The sequence below is a fragment of the Candidatus Cloacimonadota bacterium genome (genome assembly GCA_021734245.1).
Taxonomy (GTDB): Bacteria; Cloacimonadota; Cloacimonadia; order Cloacimonadales; family TCS61; genus B137-G9.
Genome location: JAIPJH010000003.1, coordinates 21,653 through 48,033, shown reverse-complemented (window position 1 = coordinate 48,033; position 26,381 = coordinate 21,653). Strand labels below are relative to the sequence as shown.

The following is a 26,381-nucleotide window of genomic DNA, read 5'->3' as shown; positions in this document are numbered from 1 at the left end:
TGTCTCCGTTACAGTAAGCCATCACAGGCGGGAAGGTTCTCTTTCGCAACTACGAGAAGTAAAGCTGAAAGAAATCCCGCGAGATATTTCGAATGTGAAGCTAAAGTCACCCTGAGCTTGACGAAGGAAATGGTGTGGTATATTCATTTAAGAATTGTCATATACCTCGAGTCCGTTCATATGACAGTTTTTTTTGGTTCTAAACATTCGGATGAAACCAGAGGTTACAATCCGAAGTTTCGAAAAAAAACCGGCACCATTTCTGATGCCGGAGAATTCTGAAATCTAAATTCGGATTTCTATTTAAGTAATATCATTTTTCTTGTACTTGTATATCTTCCACCGGCACGCATTTTGTAGAAATAAATTCCGGAAGATACATCTTTTTCAAGGTTATCTTTTCCGTTCCATTCTACTGAATGTTGACCTGCTGTTTGTTCATTTGCCACCAGAGTTTTTACCAGCTGTCCTTTTACATTGTATATTTCAAGTTCTACAAAACTGTCTTCAGCAAGACTGTAATTGATTGTTGTGGTCGGGTTGAATGGATTTGGATAGTTATTTCCAAGATCATTTGCGAATATGTTTGCTGTGTTATTATCTGAACCTAGAGTTTGAGTTATGATAGTTCCCTTGATGCAGAGGTTAAAATCAAAAGCTCCCGGTAGAGGAATCCAACCTGTTGTACGAACATATCCACCTTTTCCTGTGATCATAGGACCTGCATCGTGCCAGGCTGCAGGAATGGTTCCACCCAGAGAATGAATTCGATATCCTACATAATATTCAGCATCAGGATCGACAACAGCAAAATCTTCTAAAGTAGCATCTGCCCATTCACCATCTGTAAAATCTGTAACCTGCTTTTCAGAAACAAGCAGATTACCTTTCCATATCTGAGCATAGATCTCACCATCAGCAGGATTGAATGGAGCAATGAAACTTACTTTTGCTACTGCATCACCATCATAATCTGCAATGTCATCTTCAGCCAGCCTGATACCACAACTCATATCGCTGAGGAATTGGAATTTATCAGTGGGATCGCCAGCAAAATGCAATACGTGATCGTTGGGATATTCTTCCAGATTGAAATCAATATTCTGATTTGTAGCAGTTACTTCATAGAACTGTTCTTCAAAATAGCTGCCTGCCAAACTTGCTACGGCCTGATATGTTCCCGGCATTACACCCGGAATAGAGAAATTACCTGAAGCATCTGCCAAACCAGAAGTAATAAGAACATCATTCTGATAAACATTCACATGAGCATTTTCTGCACTTACAGGAGCTGTAACTGATCCCGATAAAGTTGTAAAATCATCCAGATAAATAATTACAGTGTTATTATTTTCATCGATTTGAACAGTTTCAGTTTTGTAGTAATAACCACCATCATCCAATTCAATTGTGGCAGTTGCCACATAAGTTCCGGCATGCATATAATCCGTGCCGAAATATCCGTTTGGATCATCAATGTCGAATTCGTAGTAGCGTGGACCTTCCAAAGTAAGGAAAGTTTGATCCAATGGCGCATTGTTGGCAAACACCATGCCAGTCATTTCAAATGGTACAGTTCCGCCTTCGATGTTTCGGATTGCTGAGTGAATTTGATTATATCCGGAAGGCATGTTCAATGGAATATCATACCAGCCGTTTTGATAGCCGCCCCAACCCATGTTCAGGTGGAAGTAATCTGTGTCTTCGTTCCAACCGTCACAAATAATAGCGTGTCCGCTGCCACCATTGGAAAGGATGCCAAAATAAACAGGACGGGCTTCCATCATGTCGATCTTGAGATCGTTGTAAAAAGCTGCATTTGTATAGCCTACGTATGTAGCGGTATCATAACCAAATTTATTCAAAAAAGCTGTATGAACGTCGGAAGAATAGGCACCTGAAGCGTTTGAACTGTAACCCATTTGAACTGCAATACCGGAAGCAAAATTGATCGCAGCGATCATATCGTTTGTGATAGGATAGCCAAGTTGATAGGCGATCATGGCATCGGTAAGATGGTCGTTCAATTCCGGGAACGAGGGGAAACTAAGAGCTACATGATCATCATCGATGTGAATTGCCGGACTGGTATAACTGGAATAATAGTCATCATTGTCATTGAAGCTTACCGATCCGATATAACGATGATAATGCAGGATTTGGGCAATAACTGTAGCAACACAACCAGTTACACTACGACCGCCATTTTGCGGATCGATCGGGCACATTGTATTGTAAGGAGAAGGAGATTGATCCCACTCAGTTTCCACCCAGCCTTCTGTAGCTGAATAACCAGCCGGAGGCCAAACTGTATCGCGGCTGTTGGCAAAACTGATGCTGCCGTTCTGATATTGCTGCCAGAGGTCGTTGTTAGCCTGAATTATATCGGGATTTGTATAAGGAATTGCTGCCAAACGCGAACGCATATCTGCTTCCACGAAAAGATATCCCACATTTCTATCTTTGTCTTCTACAGTGAAGTCGTTTCTGAAAGAATAGCCGACCACAGGTTTTATATCGGTATCGGTAGAAACAATTATAAATCCTTCAGGTTCAAGATCGTAAACATAAGCCAGCATTGTATCATCATCATCGAGCATATAATGGGTACTTTCAATATTTCGTGAAGTTTCATCCCAGGCTCGTAAATGCTGAGTTGCTGTTTGAAGTGCAGAATCTTCATCGATCCTGACTGCAAACATTGAACCTAATAACAAAGTTATAACGAATGCTATAACAAATTTTTTCATTTTTCCTCCTATGCCGCAGACAAAAAATTATTTCATCAACAACATCTTCTTATTTTTTTCTATATTCTCAATTCTTATCTTATAATAATATACACCACTACCAACCGCTTGCCCAAAGTTATTTTTTCCCTGCCAGATAATCTGCTGATTTCCTGCTGGTAAATTTTGCTTAATAAGATTGCGAACCAATTGCCCCTTCGTATTGTAAATATCCAGTTCCACAAATTTTTCTGAAACCAGATTAAAACTGATCGTTGTAGTGGGATTGAAGGGATTCGGATAATTGGAAAGTTGAATATCATCAACAGGAATTAATGGATCATTACTTGTAGGATTTACAGGAGCGGTATCAACAATTGTTCTTATCATCAATTCACCCGAAGAGATCATGTTCCAGCCATTTGCATTATCGTAGCTGAAACCGGAAGAATCTTCATCCAGACCGATCTGAGGTGAATTTACAAATTGAATATAACCGGCAAAGAAGCTGCCGGAACTGAATTCCTGAACAGCGTTTGACGGAATTTCAATTGTATTCCAGCCAAGTTGGAGCTCATCAGCATCTATGCTGATCGGAAATCCGGTCAATTCAGTATCGGGAAGGTCATTGTCATTCTGCCAGGCAGAAATAACGAGCGGCCCATCTGAAATGGAATCGAGATAAATTTGTAAATGAGTGAATGAGACATTTCCAGATGAAAAATCTGGTTCAAATAAAACAGCAGCTTTTTGTAAATTCAAAAGCAGTATTCCAGTTTCAACCGTACCGTCATCATGTTGCAGAATTTCTGCAGATTGGTTGGGAACGAAGATCCGCTCAAGATTGGAAAAATCAGATTCTCCCTCAGCAAAAACAGCAGTAACAGCATAGATATTAATTTCATTTTCAAATGGATCATTATCGATAAAATTCACATCTGTACTGGAAGCGATAAATTCAAATTCATTATTTTCTAATTTCCGATAAATGTTGAATTCCAGAGGTGCTGTTCCTGCCATTCCCCAATAAAGTTGTACATAATAATCATTTAAAAGAATAGCAACCAAATCACTTGGCGGCATTCCAGCATAAGAAGAAGCAGTAATTTTGAAATCATCGATTTTGATACCGAAACCTGAAGGCGTGTTTCCGTTGGAATGAAATCCCAATCGGAATTTTGCATACTGTCCGGCGATCGCAGAAAGGTCGTTGTAACCAGCCCAACCTTCCGATAAAAGTGTCCAATTATCAACTGAACCGGTAAAAACCACATTCAGCAGATTCGGGTCACCAGTTGGATTGGAAATGGAATTCCAATTTGACCACTCGTCATTTTCATAATAACTCACTTCCACCGAAAAATAATCACAATCGGGAAAGAGCGAGTCATCAAGAGCTGTTTGCAATAGCAAATCTACATAGATCTCTGAATCGGCAGGAAGAAATACTGAGCCTGTTGTCAGATAGTTTTTCATGTTGGAATTGTATAAATTAGTTTCAACATCAAAGCATCCAGCGGCAGAATTTCCATTTTGCGTAAATGCATGCCACAGATCGCCGCCGATCGGTGTATTGGTGAAGCCGTTGAAACCGGCAGTTGATTCGCCATCGTTATAAAAAACACCAGCTACATCTATTTCATCGATAAAGATACCGGAAAAATCGGGATTGGTGGCAGTGGAAGTGTTTTCGTCGGACGCAAATGCAAAACTGATGATAACATTTTCACCATGATATTCTGTGGGGATCACTACTTCGGTGCTTTGCCATGCGGTAGATCCGCCCCAGCCGGGAATTCCGGGATCTCCGTCGGGATCTTCACCATGAATTTCACCAAATCCATATAAGCTGTTGCAATTGTAAGCTGGATTACAATTGGTCAAAATTTCGGCATTTTCATAATCCTGACCTGCAAGACGGATACGAACGTTCAAGCCATCCCAGCCATCGAAATTTTCGTAATTACCTGGTTCCTCGATCGCGCGATATTGCTCGAAACTGAGAACCATGTTTCCCGAACCTGGTAAGCTGATTATCGGTGTATCTAAAACTTGATACCAGCCGTCCAGATAACCGCCGTTATTGCCTGTAAAGGTGTCGGCCATGCGCCAGGAACTGCCTTCCTCGCCAAAAGCGTTGTAAGGACTTGTAAACCAGTAGGAGCCGGGATCGGTTACGTCTTCGGAACTCCAGTTCAGTGGAATTCCGTTTTCAAAATCTTCTATAAAAATTACAGTATCATCCCGATTGGAGCCGTTAAATACACTATCGGGTTCATACTGCACGATGTTCAACGTATTACTAAAAAGTAAGCCTGTCAGAAACAGGCTCACTAAAATCAATATAATTATTTTTTTCATTAAAATAACCTTACAATTATTTACAACTTCAAATAATGATGCAGAAATTATTCCAAAGAAGTAAGTCTTTCAATAAGATCTACCACGCGACAAGAATAACCCCATTCATTATCGTACCAGCTCAGGATTTTTACTGCTTTACCATTTACCATGGTGCAATTCGAATCAAAAATCGAAGAAGCGGGATTACCGATGATATCGGTGGAAACCAGAGGTTGTTCTGAATATTCCAAGATTCCTTTCAAATTGGTTTCTGCTGCTCTTTCCATCAAATTATTTATCGTATCTTTTGTGGTTTCTGTCTTCAGGGTGATCGTCAGATCTACAAGTGAGCCATTTGGAGTTGGAACTCGAACAGCCATTCCATCGATTTTTCCCTGTAAGATGGGAATTACTTTTCCTGTAGCAGAAGCGGCTCCTGTAGTAGTTGGAACAATATTTACAGCTGCAGCACGAGCGCGTCTGAGATCGCTGTGTGGAAAATCCAGAAGACGCTGGTCACCGGTGTACGAATGGATCGTTGTCATAAAAGCAGATTCAACTTCAAAGTTATCGGTGATGACCTTCATAACCGGAGCAAGACAGTTTGTTGTGCAAGATGCATTTGACACAATTTCATGGTCTGCCTGCAGGATTTCATCGTTCACTCCCAGAACAATTGTTGCATCGACTTCATCTTTGGCAGGAGCAGAAATGATGACTTTCTTGGCACCGGCCGTTAAATGTTTTGCTGCTTCTTCTCTTGTACGGAAAACACCTGTAGATTCTACTACCAGATCGATATTCAAGGCTTGCCAGGGCAGATTTTCCGGTTCTTTTTCGGCAAAGATTTTTATCTCTTTTCCATCTACCAGGATGGCATTGTCTTTTACTATTACATCATGTTTGAATTGACCGTGGACAGAATCAAATTTGAGAAGATGAGCCAATGTTTTGGCATTTGTAAGATCGTTTATTGCAACAATCTCAAAACCTTCTCTTTCAAATAATTCTCTGAAAACTAAACGTCCGATTCTTCCAAAACCATTTATTGCTATATGTTTCATTATTTTCCTCCTAAAAAAAATTGTGAAATCAGATTAAAATCGATTTGCCTGCACTGCCGGAAATTTGCACTAATTCTTCTACGGAAGCCTGCATGGCATTTTCACTGTGAATGATCCATTTACGGGGATCAAAGCGTTTTTTGTCGGGCATGTAATCATCTTCCGAAATGCCGTCCGGTTTGGCGATAGCATCTTTTTCTTTTTCCCAATAAGCTTGAGTTTCTCTGGCAAAATCCATCTGATAATGAGTATCTTTATTGATCTTAACCACACCGTTTTTGATGGCATCCATCTGCTGTTTTGCTGTAAGACCGGAAGCTCCGTGCAGCACGATTCCGGTTTCCACGTTATTCTTAATAAGAAGATCATCAATTTCTTTTATCAGATCGAGTTTAAGTGTTACTTTTGATCCTTTGGTAACTCCATGGTTCGTTCCCACAGAAGCTGCGAAAAGATCTACGCCGGTTTTCTGGACATATTCCAGGGCTTCTCCGGGCTGTGTGTAAAGTTCGGTATCCGATACGATTTCGTCTTCTGTTCCCTTGATGTATCCGATCTCTCCTTCTACCAGAACTCCATGTTTATGAGCTACTTTTACTACTTCTTTAGAAATGCGGATATTTTCTTCAAATTCCTCTTTGGAAGCGTCGATCATTACCGAAGAAACAAGATCATTTTCGATGCAGTAAACCACAAAATCAAAGTAATTTGGTGTAGCATGATCGATGTGCAGACCAACTCCGGAGTTTTTGAATTGTGATGCGATAATTTTCAGCATCGCTGAAATAAGCTGAGCACCAGCCTTTATATCATTGGTATTTCCGGCAGCATATTTACAGGCTCCGGCACTCATCTGCAGAAGTCCGTCTGATTTTTGAGCTTCATAACCTTGAACGATACCACGTATCTGGCTGTCGAATACTATATTCGATGCGATAATTCCAAATCGTTCTTTTTTGGCTTTATCAAATACTTGTTTTAATTTATCTCCTGTATAAAACATCTAATTCCTCCCAGGTTTATTCATTTGTATTTTCATTTCCTTCCGATTCGAAGATCTCTTCAAAATCGTGCTTTCCATCGATCTCATCGATCATGAATTGAGCAGATTCGTGAAGTTCTTCTTCCGGATAATCATTGATCACATTTTCGAAACATTCACGAGCTTTTTCTTTGTCGTCCATTTCTTCGGAATACAGGAATCCTTTCATGAACATGGCTTTATAATCATCTTCATTGTTCTGATAATGTTCGATAATCTTGTCGTAATAAAAGATTGCATCGCTGAATCTGCGGCGTTTTTGTGCACTTTCTGCTTTTTCGAAATATTCCTTGGCAGTTAAAACTACAACCATTCTTTCAGGATATTTTTTCAGATTATATTTCTCTTCCAATTCTTTGCTGACAGATTCAAAATTTGCCTGAGATTCATTCTTTAGTTTCTGTTTTTTTACTTTTGTTACGATCTCATCAAAAGGCGTAGCTACTGCTTCGATGTTGTCTACTACATGGAAGAAAGTCCAGACATCTTTGGAATTTTGGAAAACCTTACTCAGTTTTTTTGGTTTTGTTTTCCACACATATTCGCTGTAAACTTCGTCTTTTCCAAGACCAGGAATAATTCCGTTATTGTAAACATGATCTAACATTCCATCTTTTTTCTTGTATTCGGAATGCTCTTCGATCAGTTTGCTGACTCCTTCCTGATCTCCTTTTTTAAGCATTTTCTTAACTTGTTTGCGCATCTTTTTGGCTTCATCTTTGGTGGCAAAGCCAAATGCCTGGATCTTTCGATATGGATTGGTGCTGAACAGTTCAATATTTTCATCGTAATACTTTTCAAGACTGAGTGTATCTAATTCAATTGAATCTACAACGAGTCTGTTGTAAATTGTTCTCAGCATCATATTGCGATGAATTTGTTCAATTGTTTCCTGAATGAATTCTCTATCTTCATAACCATTGGCAATAGCTTCCTGGAAGAAGAGTTCCAATTCGGTAATGTTTTCCAGATATCTTTTCAGGTTATCATTTGTTTTGATCGCCATTTTGTTCTGATCCGGCATGAGATCCCATTTCTCTACCAATTCTCCCACGGTTAATTTTATATCGTCAATATTACTGTCTATCAGAACTTGATCTGCATTAACAAGATTGCTATCGATAGCCGATAAATTGAATGCCATAATTGCATCTTCATTATAAGTTACATCATACTTTTCTTCAAATCTGGTCTTGTATTTTGTAAAAATTTCCTGTTCTTTTTGCGGACGTAATCTTTGTTCAACTTCTGCTGAAGCTTCTTCGTAGGTTTTACCAGGAAAAAGTTCAGAGTGTTGATTGAAATATTCCACCTTTTCTGCTTCTGTAAATTTGATCTCTTTATTCACCAGATCTTTTTTCAGTTCACCTAAATATACAGATTTAATCTGAATGTCGATCTGACTAAAATAACGCTTATCTTGTTTCACATTTTGTTCCAGAGCTTCTCTATAAAAAAGTTCTTCCACGCAAAGATCATCCAAGAGATCTGCTTTTCCTTCAGGAGTTGAGTATTTGGGTTGATAAATGGGAGGTATTTTTTCGATTCTTGCTTCCAGTTGCCCCATTGTAATATTTCCACCATCAAATTCTGCGACAACTGTTTCAGCTGGAACTCCTGCAGCAGAGATAACAGAAACGAATCCAAGTAAAAGCGCAGTAAGTAAAATGTGCATAATTTTTTTCTTTAACATGTTTATAAACCTCTCTTATTTATTAATCTGCATCACAAAAATTATTTGACTATTTCAAGTCAAGGAAATAAATGGATGAATTTTAAAAGCCGAAGTAAGTGTTTGGGACATAATTTTAGAAGCTTCGAGTTTGGTTTTGGGAATATAATTTATGAAAATTTTTGATGAAAATCTGATAGAGATGGGTCATTATGCGCTGGATAAAAAAAGCTGCCTTTACGAGATGGCTGAACTTCTGGAAAAAAGACAGATAATTTCATCAGCAGATGATTTTTTTGACGTGATAATGGAACGGGAAAAATTGATGTCTACTGGAATCGGCAGAAAAGTTGCAATCCCACATGCCAGAACAGAAGTAGCTCTGAAATTAAAAATAGCTGTTTATCTGCTTGACAACGAACTTGAGTACGGAGCAATTGACGGTGAATCGGTAAAGATCATCTTTATGGTGGCTGTTCCAGATTCAATGAAAGAAATATATATGAAGGTGTTAAGTGCGATCTCAAACTTCTTTCGCAATGAAGAAAAAAGGCAGGAGATTTTGAATTGCACTTCTCTTGAAGAAATGTGCAAAATCCTGAAAGGAATTGAAAATGAAGTATAATTTATCATCGGCAAAAAACACAAAATTTAGCGTTTTGTGTATCTTACTTCTCATCCCGATCTTTCTTGTTGGGATCGATGAAGATGCAGGAACAACCGGTTTCACATTTTTAAAAGTTATTTACAGTGCAAGAGCTGCAGCGATGGGAAATGCCTATACTGGGCTTTCCAATGATGCAAGTGCTGTTTTCTTTAATCCGTCTGGCTTGGTTCAACTTACAAAAAATGAAGCTCAAATTACGTATATGAGTTATCTGGATGGTGTGAATTGCGGATCTGCAGTTTATGGCTACAAGTATGATGAAAAAACTTCGTTTGGATTTTTTGCTAAAGGCTTGAATGCCAGCGAAGATAGAACTATCGTCGATGAATATGGGCAATATGCTGGAACTGATGGAACTTTTGGAGTTTCAGATTTTGTGGTCGGTATTAGTGCAGCCAGAACTTTATTGCCAATTCTGGACTTAGGTGTAAATGTAAAATTTCTGCAGGAATCACTGGATGATCAATCGGCTACTGCTGCAGCTTTTGATGTGGGAATTATGCATCAAACCACAAATAAAAATCTTAAAGTAGGAATTGCGCTGCGAAATATTGGTAAACAGCTTTCTTATTTTACTGAAAATGAATATGAAGAAAAAATGCCGATCACTGCAACTTTGGGTTTTAATCTTCATCCTAATGAAAAATTATATGCAACTTTAGATATTTATAAACCGCTGAATTACGATTATCTGGGCAGGATCGGAGCTGAATATAAAATCCATGAAATGTTGTTTTTAAGAGCAGGATATAAAACCAATGCTTCCGATTGGAAAACCGGCGGCGATGATGAAGCTCTGGCAGGAATGTCATTTGGTTTTGGCCTGAATTTACAACAGTACAAACTCAAAATGGATTATGCTATTTCTTCCTACGGTGATTTGGGCTTTGTAAATCAGATAACGATGGGATATTTATTTTAAACAAAACCGCGATTAACGCTGATGAACACGGATAGGATCTTTTAAATTCCGTCATTCTGACGATGCTTTCACGCTGCTCTCTGGAAGAATCTCATTTTCCTTTACAAGAAGTAAAGCTGAAAGAAATCCCACCAGATCCTTCCGTCTTCGCAAAGCTTCGCCGGACACAGTCGTGGGCAAAGCTAAAAGCTACCTCAGGAAGACGGCGTTTTTTATCTTTTTAATCGAAAGAATTCCTCGCTGCTCTGCATCGGGGTTTTCCAAATTTTCTCCCCTGTTTGAGGGGAGATCCGGCAGTTGCCGGAGAGGGGTAAATAATGAAAATTCGATTTTCAGCTTGCTGAAATTAATTTAGCGAAATACACCTTGGCTCTGCCACGGTGATAGTCAAATTTAAGAATTTTCTTTATTTATCGACCTGGCAGGTCGACCTACACTCCAGCTATTTCTCGTTCCCAAATTCCGTTTGGGAATGCAATTTAGGCAAAACTTCTGTTTTGCAGTAAACTTCCCATTTCGTACTTCGTTCACGAGTCAAGTCTGCAGGAACTTGATAATAAAAGTATGTGAGAGAAGGTTTCGGAAAGAAAAACCTCTTCAATTTCAGTTTTTTGCAAATGATATATTTGTTACAATTATCTTCCAGATCAAAGAATTTATCTCAAAAAAGGTTAGACATAAAAGTTGTAATTTATTTTTTGGAGCAAATTAATTTTTGGGGTGAATATGCCGACAAAAGATTTTTTGTTTGAGCTTGGCGTAGAAGAAATTCCAGCAGGATATATCGGGTCTGCAATAAAAAAACTACAATCACATTTCGAAACACGGTTAAAAGAAGAAAAATTATCATTTTCACATATCAAGACGTTCTCCACTCCTCGACGTTTTGCCATCAAAATAACCGAATTACAGCAAAAGCAGGAAGATGAAATTATTGAAAGAGTAGGACCGGGAAAAAAAGTAGCTTATGACGCAGATGGCAATCTTACCAAAGCAGCTTTGGGTTTTATGCGAGGAGCTGGTGCTTCAGCGGAAGATATCTTCATAGTCGATTCACCGAAAGGTGAAAAAATTGCTGTAAAAAAACAAATTAAAGGCAAAGAAACCAAAGATATTTTAGCACAAATTATTCTGGAGACTGTTCCGAAAATCAACTTTCCGAAATCGATGAAATGGGGTGATACAAAACTAAATTTTGCCCGTCCTGTTCGTTGGATTTTAGCTCTTTGGGACGATGAGATTTTAACTTTTGAAATCAATGGTTTGAAATCTGGGAAAAAAACTTTTGGAAATCGCTTCCAGAAACTGGATAATCCCATAGAAATAAATAAAATAGATAAATATGAAGATAAATTGAAAGCGGTTTTTGTAATACCAGACCGAAGTAAAAGAAAAGCCTTGATTGAAAATCAACTGAAAGTACTTTTCGAAAACTCCGATAAAGAGATCGTTGAAGATAAAAATTTACTGGAAATTGTAACCGATCTGGTTGAATTTCCTACAGCAGTAATAGCAGATTTTGACAAAAAATATCTGCAGCTACCGCAAAAAGTGATCACTTCCACGCTTTCTCAACATCAGAAATATTTTGCAGTGAAAGATCAATCGGGAAAGATCACCAATAATTTTGTATTCATTTCCAATGGCGATCCGAATTATTCCGATCTGATAAAACTGGGAAATGAAAAAGTAATAACTGCCCGATTGGAAGATGCCAATTTCTTTTATCAGGAAGACACCAAAATTAAATTGGAAGAGTTTGTTCCAAAATTAAAGGAAGTTACTTTTCAGGAACAATTGGGAAGTATATTTGAAAAAACTGAGAGAATCGTAAAAATTACAGAAAATCTGCTTTCCAAAATAAAAATAAACGAAAAAGATAAAATTACTGCAAAAAGAGCAGCATATCTTTGCAAAGCCGATCTTGTTACGCAAATGCTTGGAGAAAAAGAATTCACCAAATTACAGGGTTATATGGGAAAAATGTATGCAGCTGCTTGCGGAGAAACAGATGCTGTAGCAGAGGCAATTTATGAACATTATCTTCCAAGAGGTGAGCGTGATGCACTGCCATCTTCAATTGCCGGAGCTCTTGTAGCGATTGCTGATAAACTGGATACGGTTTGTGGAATTATCGGTGTTGACATGATCCCGACCGGTTCCAAAGATCCTTTTGCTTTGCGTCGTGCCGCCAATGGAATCGTGCAGATAATCGATGCTTTCGATCTGGAAATAGTTCTTCAGGAATTGATAAAAGATACTTTCCAAATTCTGGAAGATAAACTTCCGAAATCACATAATAATCTTGATTTTGTGTTGGATTTTTTCCGCCAAAGAGCGGAATGGCTTCTGAAACAAAAAGACATTGAATACGATGTTATCGAAAGTGTAATGCACATCGATTTTTCAGTAATTCCTGATCTGGTGAAACGAGCTTCAGCTCTGCAGAATTTTAAAAAACGTGATGATTTTATCAAACTCGTTCTCGGTTTCAAACGTGTTTCCAATATTATCGCAGAGCAGGAAGATATTTCTGAAATTAAGGAAAAGTTGCTTCAAGAAGAATCTGAAAAGGTTCTTTTTGCAGAATTAGCAGAATTGAAACATAAAGCAGAAAAGCTGCTTTCCAATAAAAAATACGAAGAAATTTTGGAAGAACTGGTTAAGTTTGGATATTTTATCGATAAGTTTTTCGATGATGTTCTGGTGAATGTGGAAGAAGATGAAATTCGCCTGAATCGTTATAATTTGTTGAATGAAATCAGACAGCTTTTCCTGGAGATCGCTGATATTTCCAAGATCGTAGTAGAAAGCGAATAATATATTTTTTAGAATTTTAATAGAAAATGAAGATTAAATAGGAAGGAATGATATGAAAATTCAGATTTCTCATCGGGCAAAAGCAATTAGACCTTCTCCCACACTCACTGTTTCGGCCCTGGCAAAACAGATGAAAGCAGAAGGAATCGAAGTAATAAACTTTGGAGTTGGTGAACCTGATTTTAACACACCGGATTATATAAAAAAAGAAGCTCATGTGGCTTTACATCAAAATTTTACACGCTATACCGATACATCAGGAATCCCAGAGCTGAGAAAAGCGATTTCAGAAAAATTGAAGCGTGATAACAATCTGGATTGTGATCCGACTGATATTCTTGTTTCTCCTGGTGCAAAAGCTTCCATTGTTTTTGTGCTTATGACCATCTGCGATCCTCGTGATGAAGTTCTTATTCCGTCTCCATACTGGGTCAGTTATACAGCGCAGGTGGAAATGGTTGATGCCTTTCCGATCTTGCTTCCCACAACAATGGCTAAAAATTTCAAGATTAATGCCAAGCAACTGGAAGAAACAATTTTAACCCTCAGCAGTCCCAAAGCTTTGATTCTGAATTCTCCTAACAATCCAACCGGAACCGTGTATACGATGAAAGAACTTGAAGAGATTGCTGAAGTTTGTTTGAAACATGAGATCGTGATAATTTCTGATGAGATTTATGAAAAATTGATTTATGACGGATTGGAACATGTTTCGATTGCTACAATTTCTCCTGAAGTTCGTGAGCAGACAATTTTGATAAATGGACTTTCCAAAGCTTATGCAATGACTGGTTGGAGATTGGGTTATGCTGCTGGGCCGAAAGAAGTTATTCGGCGTGCCAGCAGAATACAAAGTCACACAACATCCTGTGTGAATTCCATGACGCAGAGAGCAGCAGTTGCTGCCCTTAGAAATGGTGATGACAGCATCATAAAAATGAGAGATCAATTTGAAAAAAGACGAAATTTTTTAGTAGCAGAATTAAATAATATTCCTAATATAAAATGCCGTATGCCGCAAGGTGCATTTTATGCAATGCCAAATATTCAATATTACCTGCAAAATAACAGGCAGGGCATCAAAGACACGGTAGACTTTTGTGAATATATGCTAAAAGAAAATAGAGTTGCAATTGTACCAGGATCAGCTTTTGGAGCAAATAAATTAGTAAGATTCTCATATGCCAACAGCATGGAAAATATCGAAGAAGGATTGAAACGGTTTAGAAACGGTCTGGACGAAATGTTGTATCGTAAATAAAGAATAATGTCTTACAATAAATTTAAAGAAGAACTGGAAAGAAGAATACACGAACGCAGAAAACAGAAAACTAATTCCTGGTTCAATCTTATAATTCGTATCCTGGCTCTGGTTTTTGTTGTCATGATTATTCGCTATTTCGGATCGCTCCGTGCCAAAAAATATGAAATGATGCAAAAAAGATATGAACAACACAAATCTCAGGTGGAAGATGACAATCAATCCGATCTGAAATTGCATAATGAAAGGAATGAATAATGGAACTTGTACAACTGAGGAGTGAATAATTATGGATCTTGTAATTGTCGGTTCTGTTGCTCTGGATGCAGTTAAAACTCCTTATGGCCAAGTAGATCGCGTACTGGGTGGTTCTGCTGTTTATGCCTCAATGGCAGCCCGGTATTTTTGCAGACCTGGAATCGTGGGAGTAGTAGGAGAAGATTTTCCAGCCGAATATTTGAAATTGATTAAGGATCAGGAAATAGATACTTCTGGATTGCAGACAAGAAAAGGTAAAACTTTTTTCTGGAAAGGAAATTATAATAATATGAATTGCGCGGAAACGCTGGATACTCAATTGAATGTTTTTGCCGATTTTGATCCAATAATTCCTCAAGAATATAGAAAAACAAAATACATCTTTCTGGGAAATATCGATCCTGTTCTTCAATTGGAAGTTCTGCAGCAAGTTGAAAATCCTGATCTAACAGCAATGGATACAATGAATTTCTGGATAAATGGTAAGCGAAGTGAATTGTTAGAAGTTATCAAAAAAATCGATGTTCTTTTTATTAACGAAGATGAATTAAGAATGTTAACGGTTGAAAAAAATATTCTGAAAGCTGCCAAAGAAGCCTTGGAATATGGGCCACAATTAATTGTTTGTAAACGCGGAGAATATGGAGCTTTTGTATTTGGAGAGGACTTTCTTTTTTATTGTCCGGCTTATCCAATATTTGATGTTATCGATCCAACTGGAGCGGGAGATTCTTTTGCTGGGGGTTTCCTGGGATATTTGGCTCAAGCAGGAAAGATTGATAAAGAAAGTTTCAAAAAGGCAATGCAGCTTGGAACTATCACTGCTTCTTTTTGTGTAGAAGATTTCAGTTTGAATAAACTATCAAAAATCGAACTGAAGAAGATCGAAGCAAGAGCAGGATCACTGCAAAAATATGTTTCTTTCAAATAGAGTTTTATGCGGAACAAAATGCCACATATTGTTGAAAGAATTCAGCAGAAAGATGAAATTTAATGTTTCCCATAAAAGGTAAAATATTTCTTTGTGTCACAATTTTAACTTTATATGCAGCAAAGAATTGATAAAACTTCAGATCTTTCTTTTTGTTTCAAACTCCCCGATTCAAATTTAAGGAATGCAATTTGCATCTTATTTTGATGATAGAGTGGAGGATTTTGGAAATTATTTTGAAATGATCGATGTGAAATTGGAGTTGCTATGAAATGGAGAATTTTATATTCAGGCAAAATGGGATCGGCAGAAAATATGGCTGTCGATGAAGCAGTTATGGAAGGAGTAATCAGTGGAACTTCACTGCCAACTATTCGCTTCTACGATTGGTCACCTCCAACAGTTTCATGCGGTTATAATCAAATCATTTCCAAAGAGGTAGATTTAGATTTGGTGACAGCACAGGGATATGGCTTTGTGCGAAGACCGACAGGTGGTCGGTTGGTTTTGCATGAAGATGAAGTCACTTATTCGATAATTGCACGCTGTAAAGGGAAGCTCGGCGGCAATGTTAGCGAAAGTTATTATGAGATAAGTAAAGCTCTGGCAACAGGTTTTAGAATAATTGGCGTAAATGTAGAACTTGAAAAAGGGAGTTTATCATCATCTCATCAGCGACAGGATGTAAATCCTTGTTTTGCCAGCAGTTCCAGGTTTGAACTGAATTATAATAGAAGAAAAATCGTAGGAAGTGCTCAAGTAAGAAAAGAAGGTGTTCTTCTTCAGCATGGCTCAATTCTGCTTGATCATGATCAAAGTAAATTAGCTTTCCTGATGCCTAATATTGATACTGACAAAAGAAATAAACTGGCAAAATACTTAGCCAAGAAAACAGTAGCTTTAAATCAGATATTAGATACACCAATAACCTTTTCGGATGCTGTTTTGGGCTTTACAATAGGATTTGAAAAACACTGGAATAATGATAATTTTATTATTTCAGAAAAGCTTAGTTCGAAAGAAGAAAATGTTGTAGAGAATTTAGTTAAGACTAAATACTTGACAGCTGAGTGGAATAAAAGAAAATAAGATAGAGAAAATAAAAAGTGTCCAAAAAAAAATTGACACGAATTTTCTCGATAATGTTTTTGTTTGAAGCATAAATTATAATCATAGGGGGAGAATTTGATGCTAAAAAGAATTCTTTTTTTGCTGTTAGTAACACTGTTTGTAAGCACATCACTTTTTGCTGGAACCACAGGTAAACTTGCAGGTAAAGTAACCGATGAAAGCGGTAATGCTGTGCCTTTTGCCAATGTGGTATTAGAAGGAAAGGAGATTGGTGCACAAACAGATGACAAAGGTACTTATATAATCATAAACATTCCACCTGGAGAATATGACATAGTATGTATGCGACAAGGTTTTCAATCTGAGCGTGTAACAGGTGTGAAGATCAACCTGGATTTAACAACAATTCTTAACTTTGAGCTTTCTAAAGATATTGTTGAGATCGAAGGTTTTACAGTTACGGAAGCTGCCATCGAAATGGTTCAAAAGACCAAAACAAACTCTGGTCGAACCATTAATACTAATGATATTGAAGATGTAGCTGTTAATGATTTGGAAGGTGTAATTGCTATTCAAGCTGGTGTAACCGAACAAAATGGTGAACTTCATATCAGGGGTGGACGTTCCAACGAAGTAGCCTATACTGTAGACGGAATGTCAGTTTCTGACCCTGTCGATGGTGGATCTGCTCTTACTGTTGACATGGATGCAGTAGAAGTGACCGATGTGAAAACCGGTGGTTTTACTGCCGAATATGGAAATGCCCAATCTGGAATCGTAAACATCATAACCAAATCTGGTTCTGAAATTTATTCTGGAAAAATTGAAGCATCTTCCGACCATCTAATCCCGGGAACTTTGCATTCCAATAATGATGAAACAAAGTTTGCCTTTGGCGGGCCTGTAATTCCATTTGCTGGTGAAGATCTGAAAAAGAAATTTACCTTCTTCTTAAATGGTGTTGGAAGTTGGTCAGATTCCAGATATTGGAAACACTATAAAAATGATCCTAATGAAGAGTTAGAATATCTTACTGTTGAATCATTTGAAGAGAATGATCCATATGCATCTCGTGATGATATCCTGGGGTTTGATACTGGAAATAGAAATTATAATGACTATAACGCAAATATTAAACTGAAATATGAATTCAGTCCTACATCAAATATTACTTTCGCTGCTCGTGGAGACAAAGCTGAATATAATGTTTTCAATTATTTCTGGAAATATGCTATGGAACATTATCAGCATTACGAAAGTTCCCAGCAACAATTTGTAACAACTTATGATCATACTTTCAATTCTCAAACTAACTTAAAAATAAAAGCAAGTTACTATTCAAAAGATGTTCAAAGAAAACCTATAGGAATTAGCCTGGATGATTTTTTTGTTCAGGATGAAGCCAATTTTGATTATTTTGCTGAAAATCAACTTTATGATTGTTCCGGTATTGATTACTTAACAGATGAGCAGGGATTACTGGGAAATGAAAGTATTTATCCTTGGACGATTTTCACATCGAGTGGTGTTGAAGAACCTTTGGGCAGTTATACTAATTTTGTCCGTCCCGGAGCAATTTATGGATTTTTCCAGGATGATGAGAATAGCATCTTAACTCTGAGATCAGATTTTGAATATCAATACAATGAAATTCATGGTTTTAAAACCGGTTTCGAATTTATAAGGCACGATATAAAGAAAAATCAGGTTATCAGCCCTTGGACGGTTGATGAAACTCGTTATCAAGATTTTTTAAATGGTTCAGATCCTGCCTACTGGTTCTATGATTTTTCTGATCTTACAGAAGACGAGATTGATGATTACATCGCAACATATAATTTGAGTCAGAAAGAAAATTCTGATTATATATATTACAATTCAAATATGTATGAAGAACCTGCTGGTGAAGAATTAGATGAATATTTTACTATAAATACTTATGATTTAGACGATTATTACAATGCAACTGTTTTTGCTTCCGGCCAAACTGATGGTTACGAAGCAAATCCATACCAGGCAGCCTATTATCTGCAAGACAAAATGGAATGGGAAGGTATGATCGTGAATGCAGGTGTAAGATTAGATTTCTGGTATCTTGGTGAAAAGTATAAGATCATCAAAAACGGTGGAATAGAACGATGGGAAGAATTTGATAAAGATGAAAGATTCCAGATGCTTGTTTCCCCGAGGCTTGGTGTTTCTCATCCAATTTCTGAATCTTCCGTATTACACTTTGCCTACAATTATCAAAACCAATTACCACAGATGCAATATATTTTTACTACCTACACAGAGCAAGATGCTGTTACAAGTAATGTGCCGGTTCAGGTTGGTAAACCAAGCTTGGAACCTCAAGTTACTGTAACATATGAAGTAGGTTTGCAAAAACAGCTGAGTGACGATTTTGTAATGGATGTTAATGCATATTTCAAGAATATTTACAATTATCCAAGTTTAGTTCAAAAGGAAAGTGAAACTGACGATAATGTAACCTGGTTGGAATGGGATTCTCAAGATTATGGTAGTGCCCGAGGAATTGACTTCAACCTGGAAAAGAGATTGTCTTCGTTTATCATGGGATCTGCCTCTTATTCTCTTGCCTGGGCTTTTGGAAATAACTCTGATGATGTCGTTCAATCTGAAACAACTGATCTGCGTGAATTTCCGTTGGATTGGGATATGAGACATAACTTTACTTTCAATGTTACTTTCAGAGTTCAAAGAGGTGAAGATTTTTATGTGCCATTCACAGATTTTGCTGTTCCACAATTCATTACAAACGACCTTTCTACAAACTTCAACTACAACATAACTAGTGGAACTCCCTACACTCCTACAACTGTGGAAGGAAATGCTCTGGAAACAAACAGCAAGCTTAAACCACATTACGAAAAGGCTAATTTAAGATTAACAAAGAAAATCAAATTATCTCAATCTACAGAAAAACTATATCTTAGAGCTTATTTCGGTATCGATAACCTGTTCAATCGCAGAAATGTAAGAAACGTATATCCTATCACAGGTTCACCATATTATGATGGTGCAGATATCAGTGATCCGACTGGGTTCACATCTGAAGAAGTACAATATGTTCACGACTTATCAACAAAAAATCCTGCAAATGTTGATCAGGGTCGTACATATACATTTGGAATTTCATTCCATTTCTAATTAAATTAAAAAAATATTTAGGAGGATATAATAATGAGGAAAAGATTCTTAACGATCTTATTATTGATGGCAGTGGCAAACTTTCTGCTTACAGCACTTGCCTATGCACAGGAAGAAACAGCAGATCAAACTGCTGAAGAAGTAGTAACGGATGAGGTAACACAAGAAGCAGAGGAGCCATTTGAAGAATCACCTCAAACCAGCGGGTTGGAAATGTTTGCCCGTAAAATTGTCGGAAGTGGTTTAGTTGATCTCTTTATTCAGGGTGGATTTGTAATGTATCCCTTATTACTTCTGGTAATTTGGGGTGTAGCTACAATTATCTGGAAAATTATTTCATTGAGCTATGCAAAGATTAATTTGAAAGATTTTCTGGATAAGTTAGTACCACTTCTTCAGAATAAAAAATATGATGAAGCCGTGAAACTCTGTGAATCTACAAAGGGACCGGTTGCAGCCATTCTACATGCAGGTCTTCTAAAAGTGGACAAAGGTGTGGAAGCAGTTGAAAAAGCTGTTGAAAACGCTGGAGTTATCGAAATGGCATTCCTGGAAAAAGGATTTATCCCACTATCTACTACTATCAATCTCGCTCCTATGTTTGGTTTCTTTGGAACAATCGTTGGTATGATCCGAGCTTTCCGTGATATTGCGGCTGCTGGAGAAGTAGAACCTACAATCGTGGCTACAGGTATCCAAATAGCTCTGATCACAACTGCTGCCGGTTTGGCTGTGGCTATTCCTATGCAGTTTTTCAATAATATGTTTCTGGGAATGGTTGATGGTCTTGTAATGGATATGCAGAGAGGATCAGAAAAATTAGTTGAAACATTGGTAGAACATAAATAAAGGGAGGTAGAATGCTGCGCAGAAAAAGAAAAGATATGGGAGGAATTCCCACTGCATCAATGTCTGATGTAGCTTTTCTGCTGCTTGTTTTCTTTCTTTCTACTACCAAATTCGATATCAAAAAGGGTTTGGGTATAAATCTACCAGCTGCCAGTCAGAAAGCTGACAAAAAAGTAAGACTTAAAGAAGAAAATATCACTAAAGTTTGGATTGATGCTGATGGAGTTATTACCCTTAAAACAAAAGACAGCGAAGAAACTGTATCGATGAACCAACTTGAATCTAAAGTAAGAAAAATAGTCTTCAATAATCCGGATATGGTGGTATCATTAAAAACAGATAGAAAAAGCAAGTACCAGAATATGGTAAAAGCACTGGATCGCTTACAAGCAGCCGGAGCTGAAAAAATCTCTCTATCTACAAATTAGGAAGGAACTATGGCAAAAATTAAAAAAGCAGCGCGGCCTGAAACACTGATTCCGACAGCCTCAATGTCGGATATAGCGTTCCTGCTTCTTCTTTTCTTCATGGTTTCCACTGTGTTTGTAAGAGAGAAAGGTTTGAACGTAAGGCTGCCCAAAGCAGAAATGATCCAAAAAATACCCAGAAATCACTCTGCTACCATATACGTTAGCAGGAGTGGAACTATATCAATTGATGACATGATCGTATCGATTCCTGATGTGAAATATGTAATGCAGAAAAAATTGATGGAAGATTTTAATGTGATTGCCTGTTTCAGAACAGATAAAGATACTAATTATGGTATCATGTCGGACGTCATGAATCAACTTCGGGAAGCTGAAACTTTACGGGTTTCTTTCGAAGCGAAACTAAAAAGGTAGGTGATGTATGAACAACAAGAATATAGATTGGAAAGATATTGCCGACAGCTATTACGATAAAGCTGTAAGCTTGGCTATTCTAATTGTTCTCTTTGCTTTCATAGTTTCACCAAAAATTGAAGTAAAACCTTTTGAACGAAAAATTACAATTACTGAAACTATTGAAATTCCACCAGAGATCAAGGAAAAGATCAAACCTCCGGAAGAAACTGTGAAACCGGTAGTTCAAATCGTGGTGGAAGATGATCTGGAAGGTGAAGAAGACGAAGATATAGAAATTATTGATACAATTGAAAAAACAACTTTGGATCCATACGAAGAAATTCAAGAAAATATTATAGGTAAAACTTCTAAATTCGTAGTTTACGAAGAAGCACCATTTCCAATTCGAAAAGTTCCACCAGTTTATCCTGAATTTGCCAAAAAGAGTGGTATTCAGGGTGATGTTTGGCTGGAAGTAGAAGTGTTCACTGATGGATCTGTTGGTGCTGTTGAAGTTAAACAGTCGCTCATGTCAGGTCCTGGCGGTTTAGATCAGGCTGCTGTAGATGCTGTGAAACAATGGGAATTTTCACCTGCAAAAAGCGGTGGAAAACCTGTTGCCTGTTGGGTTACGTTTCCAGTAGGATTTTATTTAGATTAATAAAAATAAATTGGGGGAAATATATGAAATTACTGAACTCAAAATTAATTTTGATTTTGATTGTGCTTATCCTTTGCGGAGGATTTCTCATTGCCAGATCTGTAGACGGTGGTGGAGCCAGTAAAAAATTCGACCTTATCAAATATCATAATGTCGGTAATATCTGGTTGCGCGTAAGTAACTATGGTTTCTTCGGCTCAGGAGATGACATCCAGCCGCAATGGCCATCACTGGAATATCCTGGTGGAAGCGCTATTGATTATCTTTATCAGGGAGCTTTGTGGTTTGGAGCTAAAAAAATCCGTAGAAATGCTTTTGGTGAAAAGCTCTACTGGATAGAAGATCAACCAACAGATCGTGATGACTGCATTCCTAGCAGCCATCCAGACTGGACAGATGATATGCAGCTGGTTGTCGATACACTGACTACGGTTGGTTTCGACGGCGATGCCGACCTTTATGAATTTTTACCTGCTTACAATCCCTTGGAAACATCAACCCTGGGAACTCTTTACAGTCAGTATAATGTTGTTGATACCATTATGACGGCATCTATACGAAAGCACCGTCGTGGAGTAGATGATGATGGTGATGGACTGATCGATGAAGATCCGGTAGGATATGCATTTCCACTGAGAACTCTGGAAAATGGCATTCCGGAAGTGTTTGGAAATTTGGGTGGAAACTTCATAGCAAATGCCACAGAAGAGGATTTGGCAGCAATTGATTCTTATTCTGATATCTGGTATCCTCTGGGATTTGTAGATCTTTCTTATAACGGAAATGACAATTTTAATTTCTGCGAAGTGAATGATGATGATAATGACGGCCTTTTCGATGAAGACGGTTATCCCATTTCTGAACAGGATTTTATTTCATTTTATTATGATTATAGTCCTTTTGGAACTTCTGGAGAAAGAGACTGGGGTGGAAGCTCTTCTAGTAACAATCATGGTGATGCTGAAAAACTGAACATTCGAGTTCGCCAGATGAGTTATCAGTGGAGTTATGATTATATTAAAAATCTTGTTTATGTAGAATTCAACATTACCAATATGAATCCTGTTGACACACTTTTTGACTGTGCAATGGGTATTTATATGGATTCCGACGTTGGTCCTCAAGCTTATGATGGCGATACAAGATCTCTTGACGACATCAGCAGTTACGTTCCTGGTGAAGGATTTGAGTTCGCTTATACTTATGATGCTGATGGAGACAATGGCTTGACTACTGGTCTGGTTGGTTCGCGTGTATGTACGCCAGACCCGGAACAGCTGGAATTTGCCTGCTGGTATTGGAATCGTGGAGATGGACCGGATGATGGAGATCCCCTGAACGTTTCCCCATCTGGAGTAACTGCAAATCAGAAATACTGGCTGCTTACAAACAAGAATCCGGCTTCTGGAACCTATATCTCACTTCGTGATGATCCAGGTTCCCAATTGGATGCTCCTGACGATACAAGATATCTGTTTGCTTTTTATGGAGATATGCAGGGATTGAACGATCCTACAGATGGTTCATGGAACCTGTCACCTGGGAAAACAATGAAGATCGTTATTGCTATATTCCCGGGCGAAAGCCTTACAGAACTGAAAACTCAGGCTGTTTGGGCAAAAGATATTTACGAAAATCCACAAAACTTGGTAGAAGTGATTCTTCCTGACACACTTCCTCATTATCAAGCGCCAGAACCACCCACAATTCCAAATATGTATGCTGAAATGGATGCGGCTGGAAATTCAATAACAGTTTATTGGGATAATAGATCTCAAATGGAAAATATCGATACAAAAACTGTTCCAAATGAAGATATTGGATGGCAAGATATTTATCCAAATTTAGATAGTTACGTAGGAAAGTATGACGATCAGTTAGCACTTTATGGTTACTTCCCCGAAGAATTTGCACCTTATGACAGTACAGGAGCACCGATAGTTACAAATTGGAATCCTAATGGCATTATTAATCCTTGGACGGGATACAGACTTCGTCATGATTTCCAGGGCTACGCGGTTTGGAGTCGCTCTGGAAGTGGCTCACAAGAATATTGGGTGCTGCAGGATAGATGGGATAAAGAAGATACAAATCAAGATTTAACAGATTATGAAACTAATATTGGTGAAGATCAATATAAATACTTTGGCGGCAGCGGTTCCATGTGGTACAAAGATAAAGGCCTTCCAGAAGAAAATGTGGCTGATGCTGAAGATACAAATTACTATCGCTATGATGACTTATATGATTTAGTTCCTTACGAAATTGGCGATAAAATTTATGGAAGCCCTATTTATGATTACTCAAAATCGTTTGCTGATATTCCCAGTGACATATATTCATGGAGTTTTAGCGATCAATCACTTTGGTTCAAACATCCCGATATGAGAGATGATGTTTATCTTGCTATTTATGATGACAGATTGATACCTCTGGAAGAACACCTTGGTGAAAATAATGTGGTAAATGGTGTGGAAGATCCGGAAGCTGTAAAAGATCGTTTGGCCAGAAGGTATTATTCTGCTTCGATAAATAATCCTCCAAAAGGTATTGAATATTACATTTCTGTAACTGCCTGGGATAGAGGAATTCCTAGTGTGGACTTACTTTCTCTGGAATCTGGCCGTGACGGCAATATGAAGATATTCTTCCCTGGCCCATCTGCAGCAGATGACATGGACGATATTTATGTGGTTCCAAATCCTTATGTAGGTCAGAGTGATTTTGATGGAAGAAGAAGTAATGATGAAAAAGGTGACCGAAGCCGCAGAATCTGGTTCGTAAACGTTCCAGAAGATTGTAAGATCAAGATTTTCACATTGGCGGGAGACCTGGTAGATACAATCGATCATAATGGTGCATATTCAGAAGATATTATCACTATCAGTAAAGCTGCCTCATCGGGTATTGCACCCAGTGGAATGGCTACCTGGGATCTGCTCTCAAGACATGAACAGATCATTGCACCAGGTGTTTATTTATTCTCGGTTAAAGATAACGACAGTGGCGACATTAAAGTCGGCAAGTTTGTCATAATTAAATAAGAAGGGGTAAATCATGAAAAAATACATTTGGTTCTTGCTAGTATTGATAATAATTCCCGGGCTCTTATCGGCAGAGATTTTTGCAAAAACAGGAACAGCTGGACTGCAGTTCCTTAAGATAGGCGTTGATGCCAGAGCTATTGGAATGGGTGAAGCTTATGTGGCTGTTACCGATGATATCTCTTCTGTTTTCTGGAATCCAGCAGGTTTGGCTCTGAAACCTACTGATCAAGTTTTTGTTTCACATACAGAATGGGTAGCAGGTATTCGCTATGAATATGTTGCAGCTTCTAAAGTGACAGACTGGGGAACATTTGCCCTTAGTGGTGCAGTTCTTCATATGGATTATATGGATGTAACAACAGAAGAAGTATTTGGTCCTACAGGTGAAACATTTACATGTAGCGATATTTCTGCCGGTCTTACATACTCGAATGCTTTTACAGACAAATTCTCATTTGGAATAACAGCTAAATATCTGCGTGAGAATCTGGATGAATACGATGTAAATGGTGTTTCTGTAGATTTAGGTTCTATTTATAATACTGGATGGAAAAATCTTACTATCGGGATGGCTCTAAGAAATTTCGGTCCAGACTTGAAATATGATATCGATAACGATGGTGACGGTCAGACGGATGAAGATCCTTTTGACCTTCTGGATAACGATGGTGATGGTCTGATCGATGAAGATAGAGAAGAAGTGGGCTTCAAAATTCCCATGAACTTCTCTCTGGCAATTTCCGGAGATCTTTTCCGTGCTGACAATCAGTCACTTATTGGTTCTGTTCAACTGGACAACTGTGTAGACAGAAGAGAAACGTATAATGCCGGTCTCGAATATAAACTTGGCACATTTAAAATTCGTTCCGGTTATCAATTTGAATTGGATGCAGCAACTTATTCGTTTGGATTTGGTTGGACTATTCCTACCAGCTTTGCTGTGATCGATCTGGATTATGCTTATTCAAATTACGGTGATCTAACAGAGAGTTTTATCAAAACTCCTCACCGTTTATCATTGAAATTCTTTTTCTAGTAGAAAAGAA

At 37.9% G+C, this 26,381-nt stretch carries 19 protein-coding genes; 14 read left to right on the top strand and 5 right to left on the bottom strand.

The features are described 5' to 3' along the window. Positions 1-299: 299 nt before the first annotated feature. From K9N40_01095 to K9N40_01075, 5 genes are read right to left on the bottom strand one after another with little or no spacing between them, the layout of a single operon-like run. Entirely contained in the window at positions 300-2,750 is a 2,451-nt protein-coding gene (locus tag K9N40_01095; GenBank protein ID MCF7813056.1) for a C10 family peptidase, read from the bottom strand. 27 nt (positions 2,751-2,777) lie between these two features. Beyond that, a complete protein-coding gene (locus tag K9N40_01090) occupies positions 2,778-5,090 on the bottom strand; it encodes a T9SS type A sorting domain-containing protein (protein MCF7813055.1) in 2,313 nt (770 codons plus the stop codon). A gap of 47 nt (positions 5,091-5,137) precedes the next feature. Then, the gene (gene gap / locus K9N40_01085; GenBank protein MCF7813054.1) at positions 5,138-6,136 is read right to left on the bottom strand and encodes a type I glyceraldehyde-3-phosphate dehydrogenase; all 999 of its coding nucleotides are present in this window, start codon (positions 6,134-6,136) and stop codon (positions 5,138-5,140) included. Between the two features lie 28 nt (positions 6,137-6,164). Next, on the bottom strand, positions 6,165-7,139 hold the full coding sequence (locus tag K9N40_01080) for a class II fructose-bisphosphate aldolase (protein ID MCF7813053.1): 975 nt from the start codon (positions 7,137-7,139) through the stop codon (positions 6,165-6,167). Positions 7,140-7,155: 16 nt separating this feature from the next. Then, on the bottom strand, positions 7,156-8,871 hold the full coding sequence (locus K9N40_01075; GenBank protein MCF7813052.1) for a tetratricopeptide repeat protein: 1,716 nt from the start codon (positions 8,869-8,871) through the stop codon (positions 7,156-7,158). 151 nt (positions 8,872-9,022) lie between these two features. Here K9N40_01075 and K9N40_01070 point away from each other — a divergent pair, with 151 nt between their 5' ends. The 14 genes from K9N40_01070 to K9N40_01005 all read left to right on the top strand — a co-directional run bounded on the left by K9N40_01070 (position 9,023) and on the right by K9N40_01005 (position 26,371). Next, entirely contained in the window at positions 9,023-9,475 is a 453-nt protein-coding gene (locus K9N40_01070; protein ID MCF7813051.1) for a PTS sugar transporter subunit IIA, read from the top strand. Then, positions 9,465-10,439 carry a PorV/PorQ family protein gene (locus K9N40_01065; GenBank protein ID MCF7813050.1) on the top strand — a complete coding sequence of 325 codons (975 nt, stop codon included), beginning with the start codon at positions 9,465-9,467 and terminating at the stop codon, positions 10,437-10,439. Before K9N40_01070 ends, K9N40_01065 begins: the two co-directional genes overlap by 11 nt. Before the next feature lie 726 nt (positions 10,440-11,165). Next, complete coding sequence (glyS, locus tag K9N40_01060; GenBank protein ID MCF7813049.1) at positions 11,166-13,259, top strand: glycine--tRNA ligase subunit beta; 2,094 nt, start codon at positions 11,166-11,168, stop codon at positions 13,257-13,259. Positions 13,260-13,311: 52 nt separating this feature from the next. Beyond that, positions 13,312-14,520 (top strand): pyridoxal phosphate-dependent aminotransferase, encoded by a 1,209-nt coding sequence (locus tag K9N40_01055; protein MCF7813048.1) that lies wholly within the window; start codon positions 13,312-13,314, stop codon positions 14,518-14,520. Between the two features lie 6 nt (positions 14,521-14,526). Then, the gene (locus K9N40_01050) at positions 14,527-14,778 is read left to right on the top strand and encodes a hypothetical protein (GenBank protein ID MCF7813047.1); all 252 of its coding nucleotides are present in this window, start codon (positions 14,527-14,529) and stop codon (positions 14,776-14,778) included. A 31-nt stretch (positions 14,779-14,809) separates the two neighbouring features. Continuing rightward, positions 14,810-15,709 carry a sugar kinase gene (locus tag K9N40_01045; protein ID MCF7813046.1) on the top strand — a complete coding sequence of 300 codons (900 nt, stop codon included), beginning with the start codon at positions 14,810-14,812 and terminating at the stop codon, positions 15,707-15,709. A 267-nt stretch (positions 15,710-15,976) separates the two neighbouring features. Beyond that, positions 15,977-16,798: a lipoate--protein ligase family protein gene (locus tag K9N40_01040; protein MCF7813045.1), complete on the top strand. Its 822-nt coding sequence runs from the start codon at positions 15,977-15,979 to the stop codon at positions 16,796-16,798. 99 nt (positions 16,799-16,897) lie between these two features. After that, positions 16,898-19,951: a carboxypeptidase-like regulatory domain-containing protein gene (locus K9N40_01035; protein ID MCF7813044.1), complete on the top strand. Its 3,054-nt coding sequence runs from the start codon at positions 16,898-16,900 to the stop codon at positions 19,949-19,951. A 33-nt stretch (positions 19,952-19,984) separates the two neighbouring features. Beyond that, the gene (locus K9N40_01030) at positions 19,985-20,800 is read left to right on the top strand and encodes a MotA/TolQ/ExbB proton channel family protein (protein ID MCF7813043.1); all 816 of its coding nucleotides are present in this window, start codon (positions 19,985-19,987) and stop codon (positions 20,798-20,800) included. Positions 20,801-20,811: 11 nt separating this feature from the next. Further along, complete coding sequence (locus K9N40_01025) at positions 20,812-21,228, top strand: biopolymer transporter ExbD (GenBank protein ID MCF7813042.1); 417 nt, start codon at positions 20,812-20,814, stop codon at positions 21,226-21,228. A 9-nt stretch (positions 21,229-21,237) separates the two neighbouring features. Beyond that, positions 21,238-21,645 carry a biopolymer transporter ExbD gene (locus tag K9N40_01020; protein ID MCF7813041.1) on the top strand — a complete coding sequence of 136 codons (408 nt, stop codon included), beginning with the start codon at positions 21,238-21,240 and terminating at the stop codon, positions 21,643-21,645. Positions 21,646-21,652: 7 nt separating this feature from the next. Beyond that, entirely contained in the window at positions 21,653-22,288 is a 636-nt protein-coding gene (locus K9N40_01015; protein ID MCF7813040.1) for a TonB family protein, read from the top strand. 23 nt (positions 22,289-22,311) lie between these two features. After that, positions 22,312-25,332, top strand: coding sequence for a hypothetical protein (locus K9N40_01010; protein ID MCF7813039.1), 3,021 nt, complete (start codon positions 22,312-22,314; stop codon positions 25,330-25,332). Between the two features lie 13 nt (positions 25,333-25,345). Continuing rightward, on the top strand, positions 25,346-26,371 hold the full coding sequence (locus tag K9N40_01005) for a PorV/PorQ family protein (GenBank protein MCF7813038.1): 1,026 nt from the start codon (positions 25,346-25,348) through the stop codon (positions 26,369-26,371). Positions 26,372-26,381 lie beyond the last annotated feature (10 nt).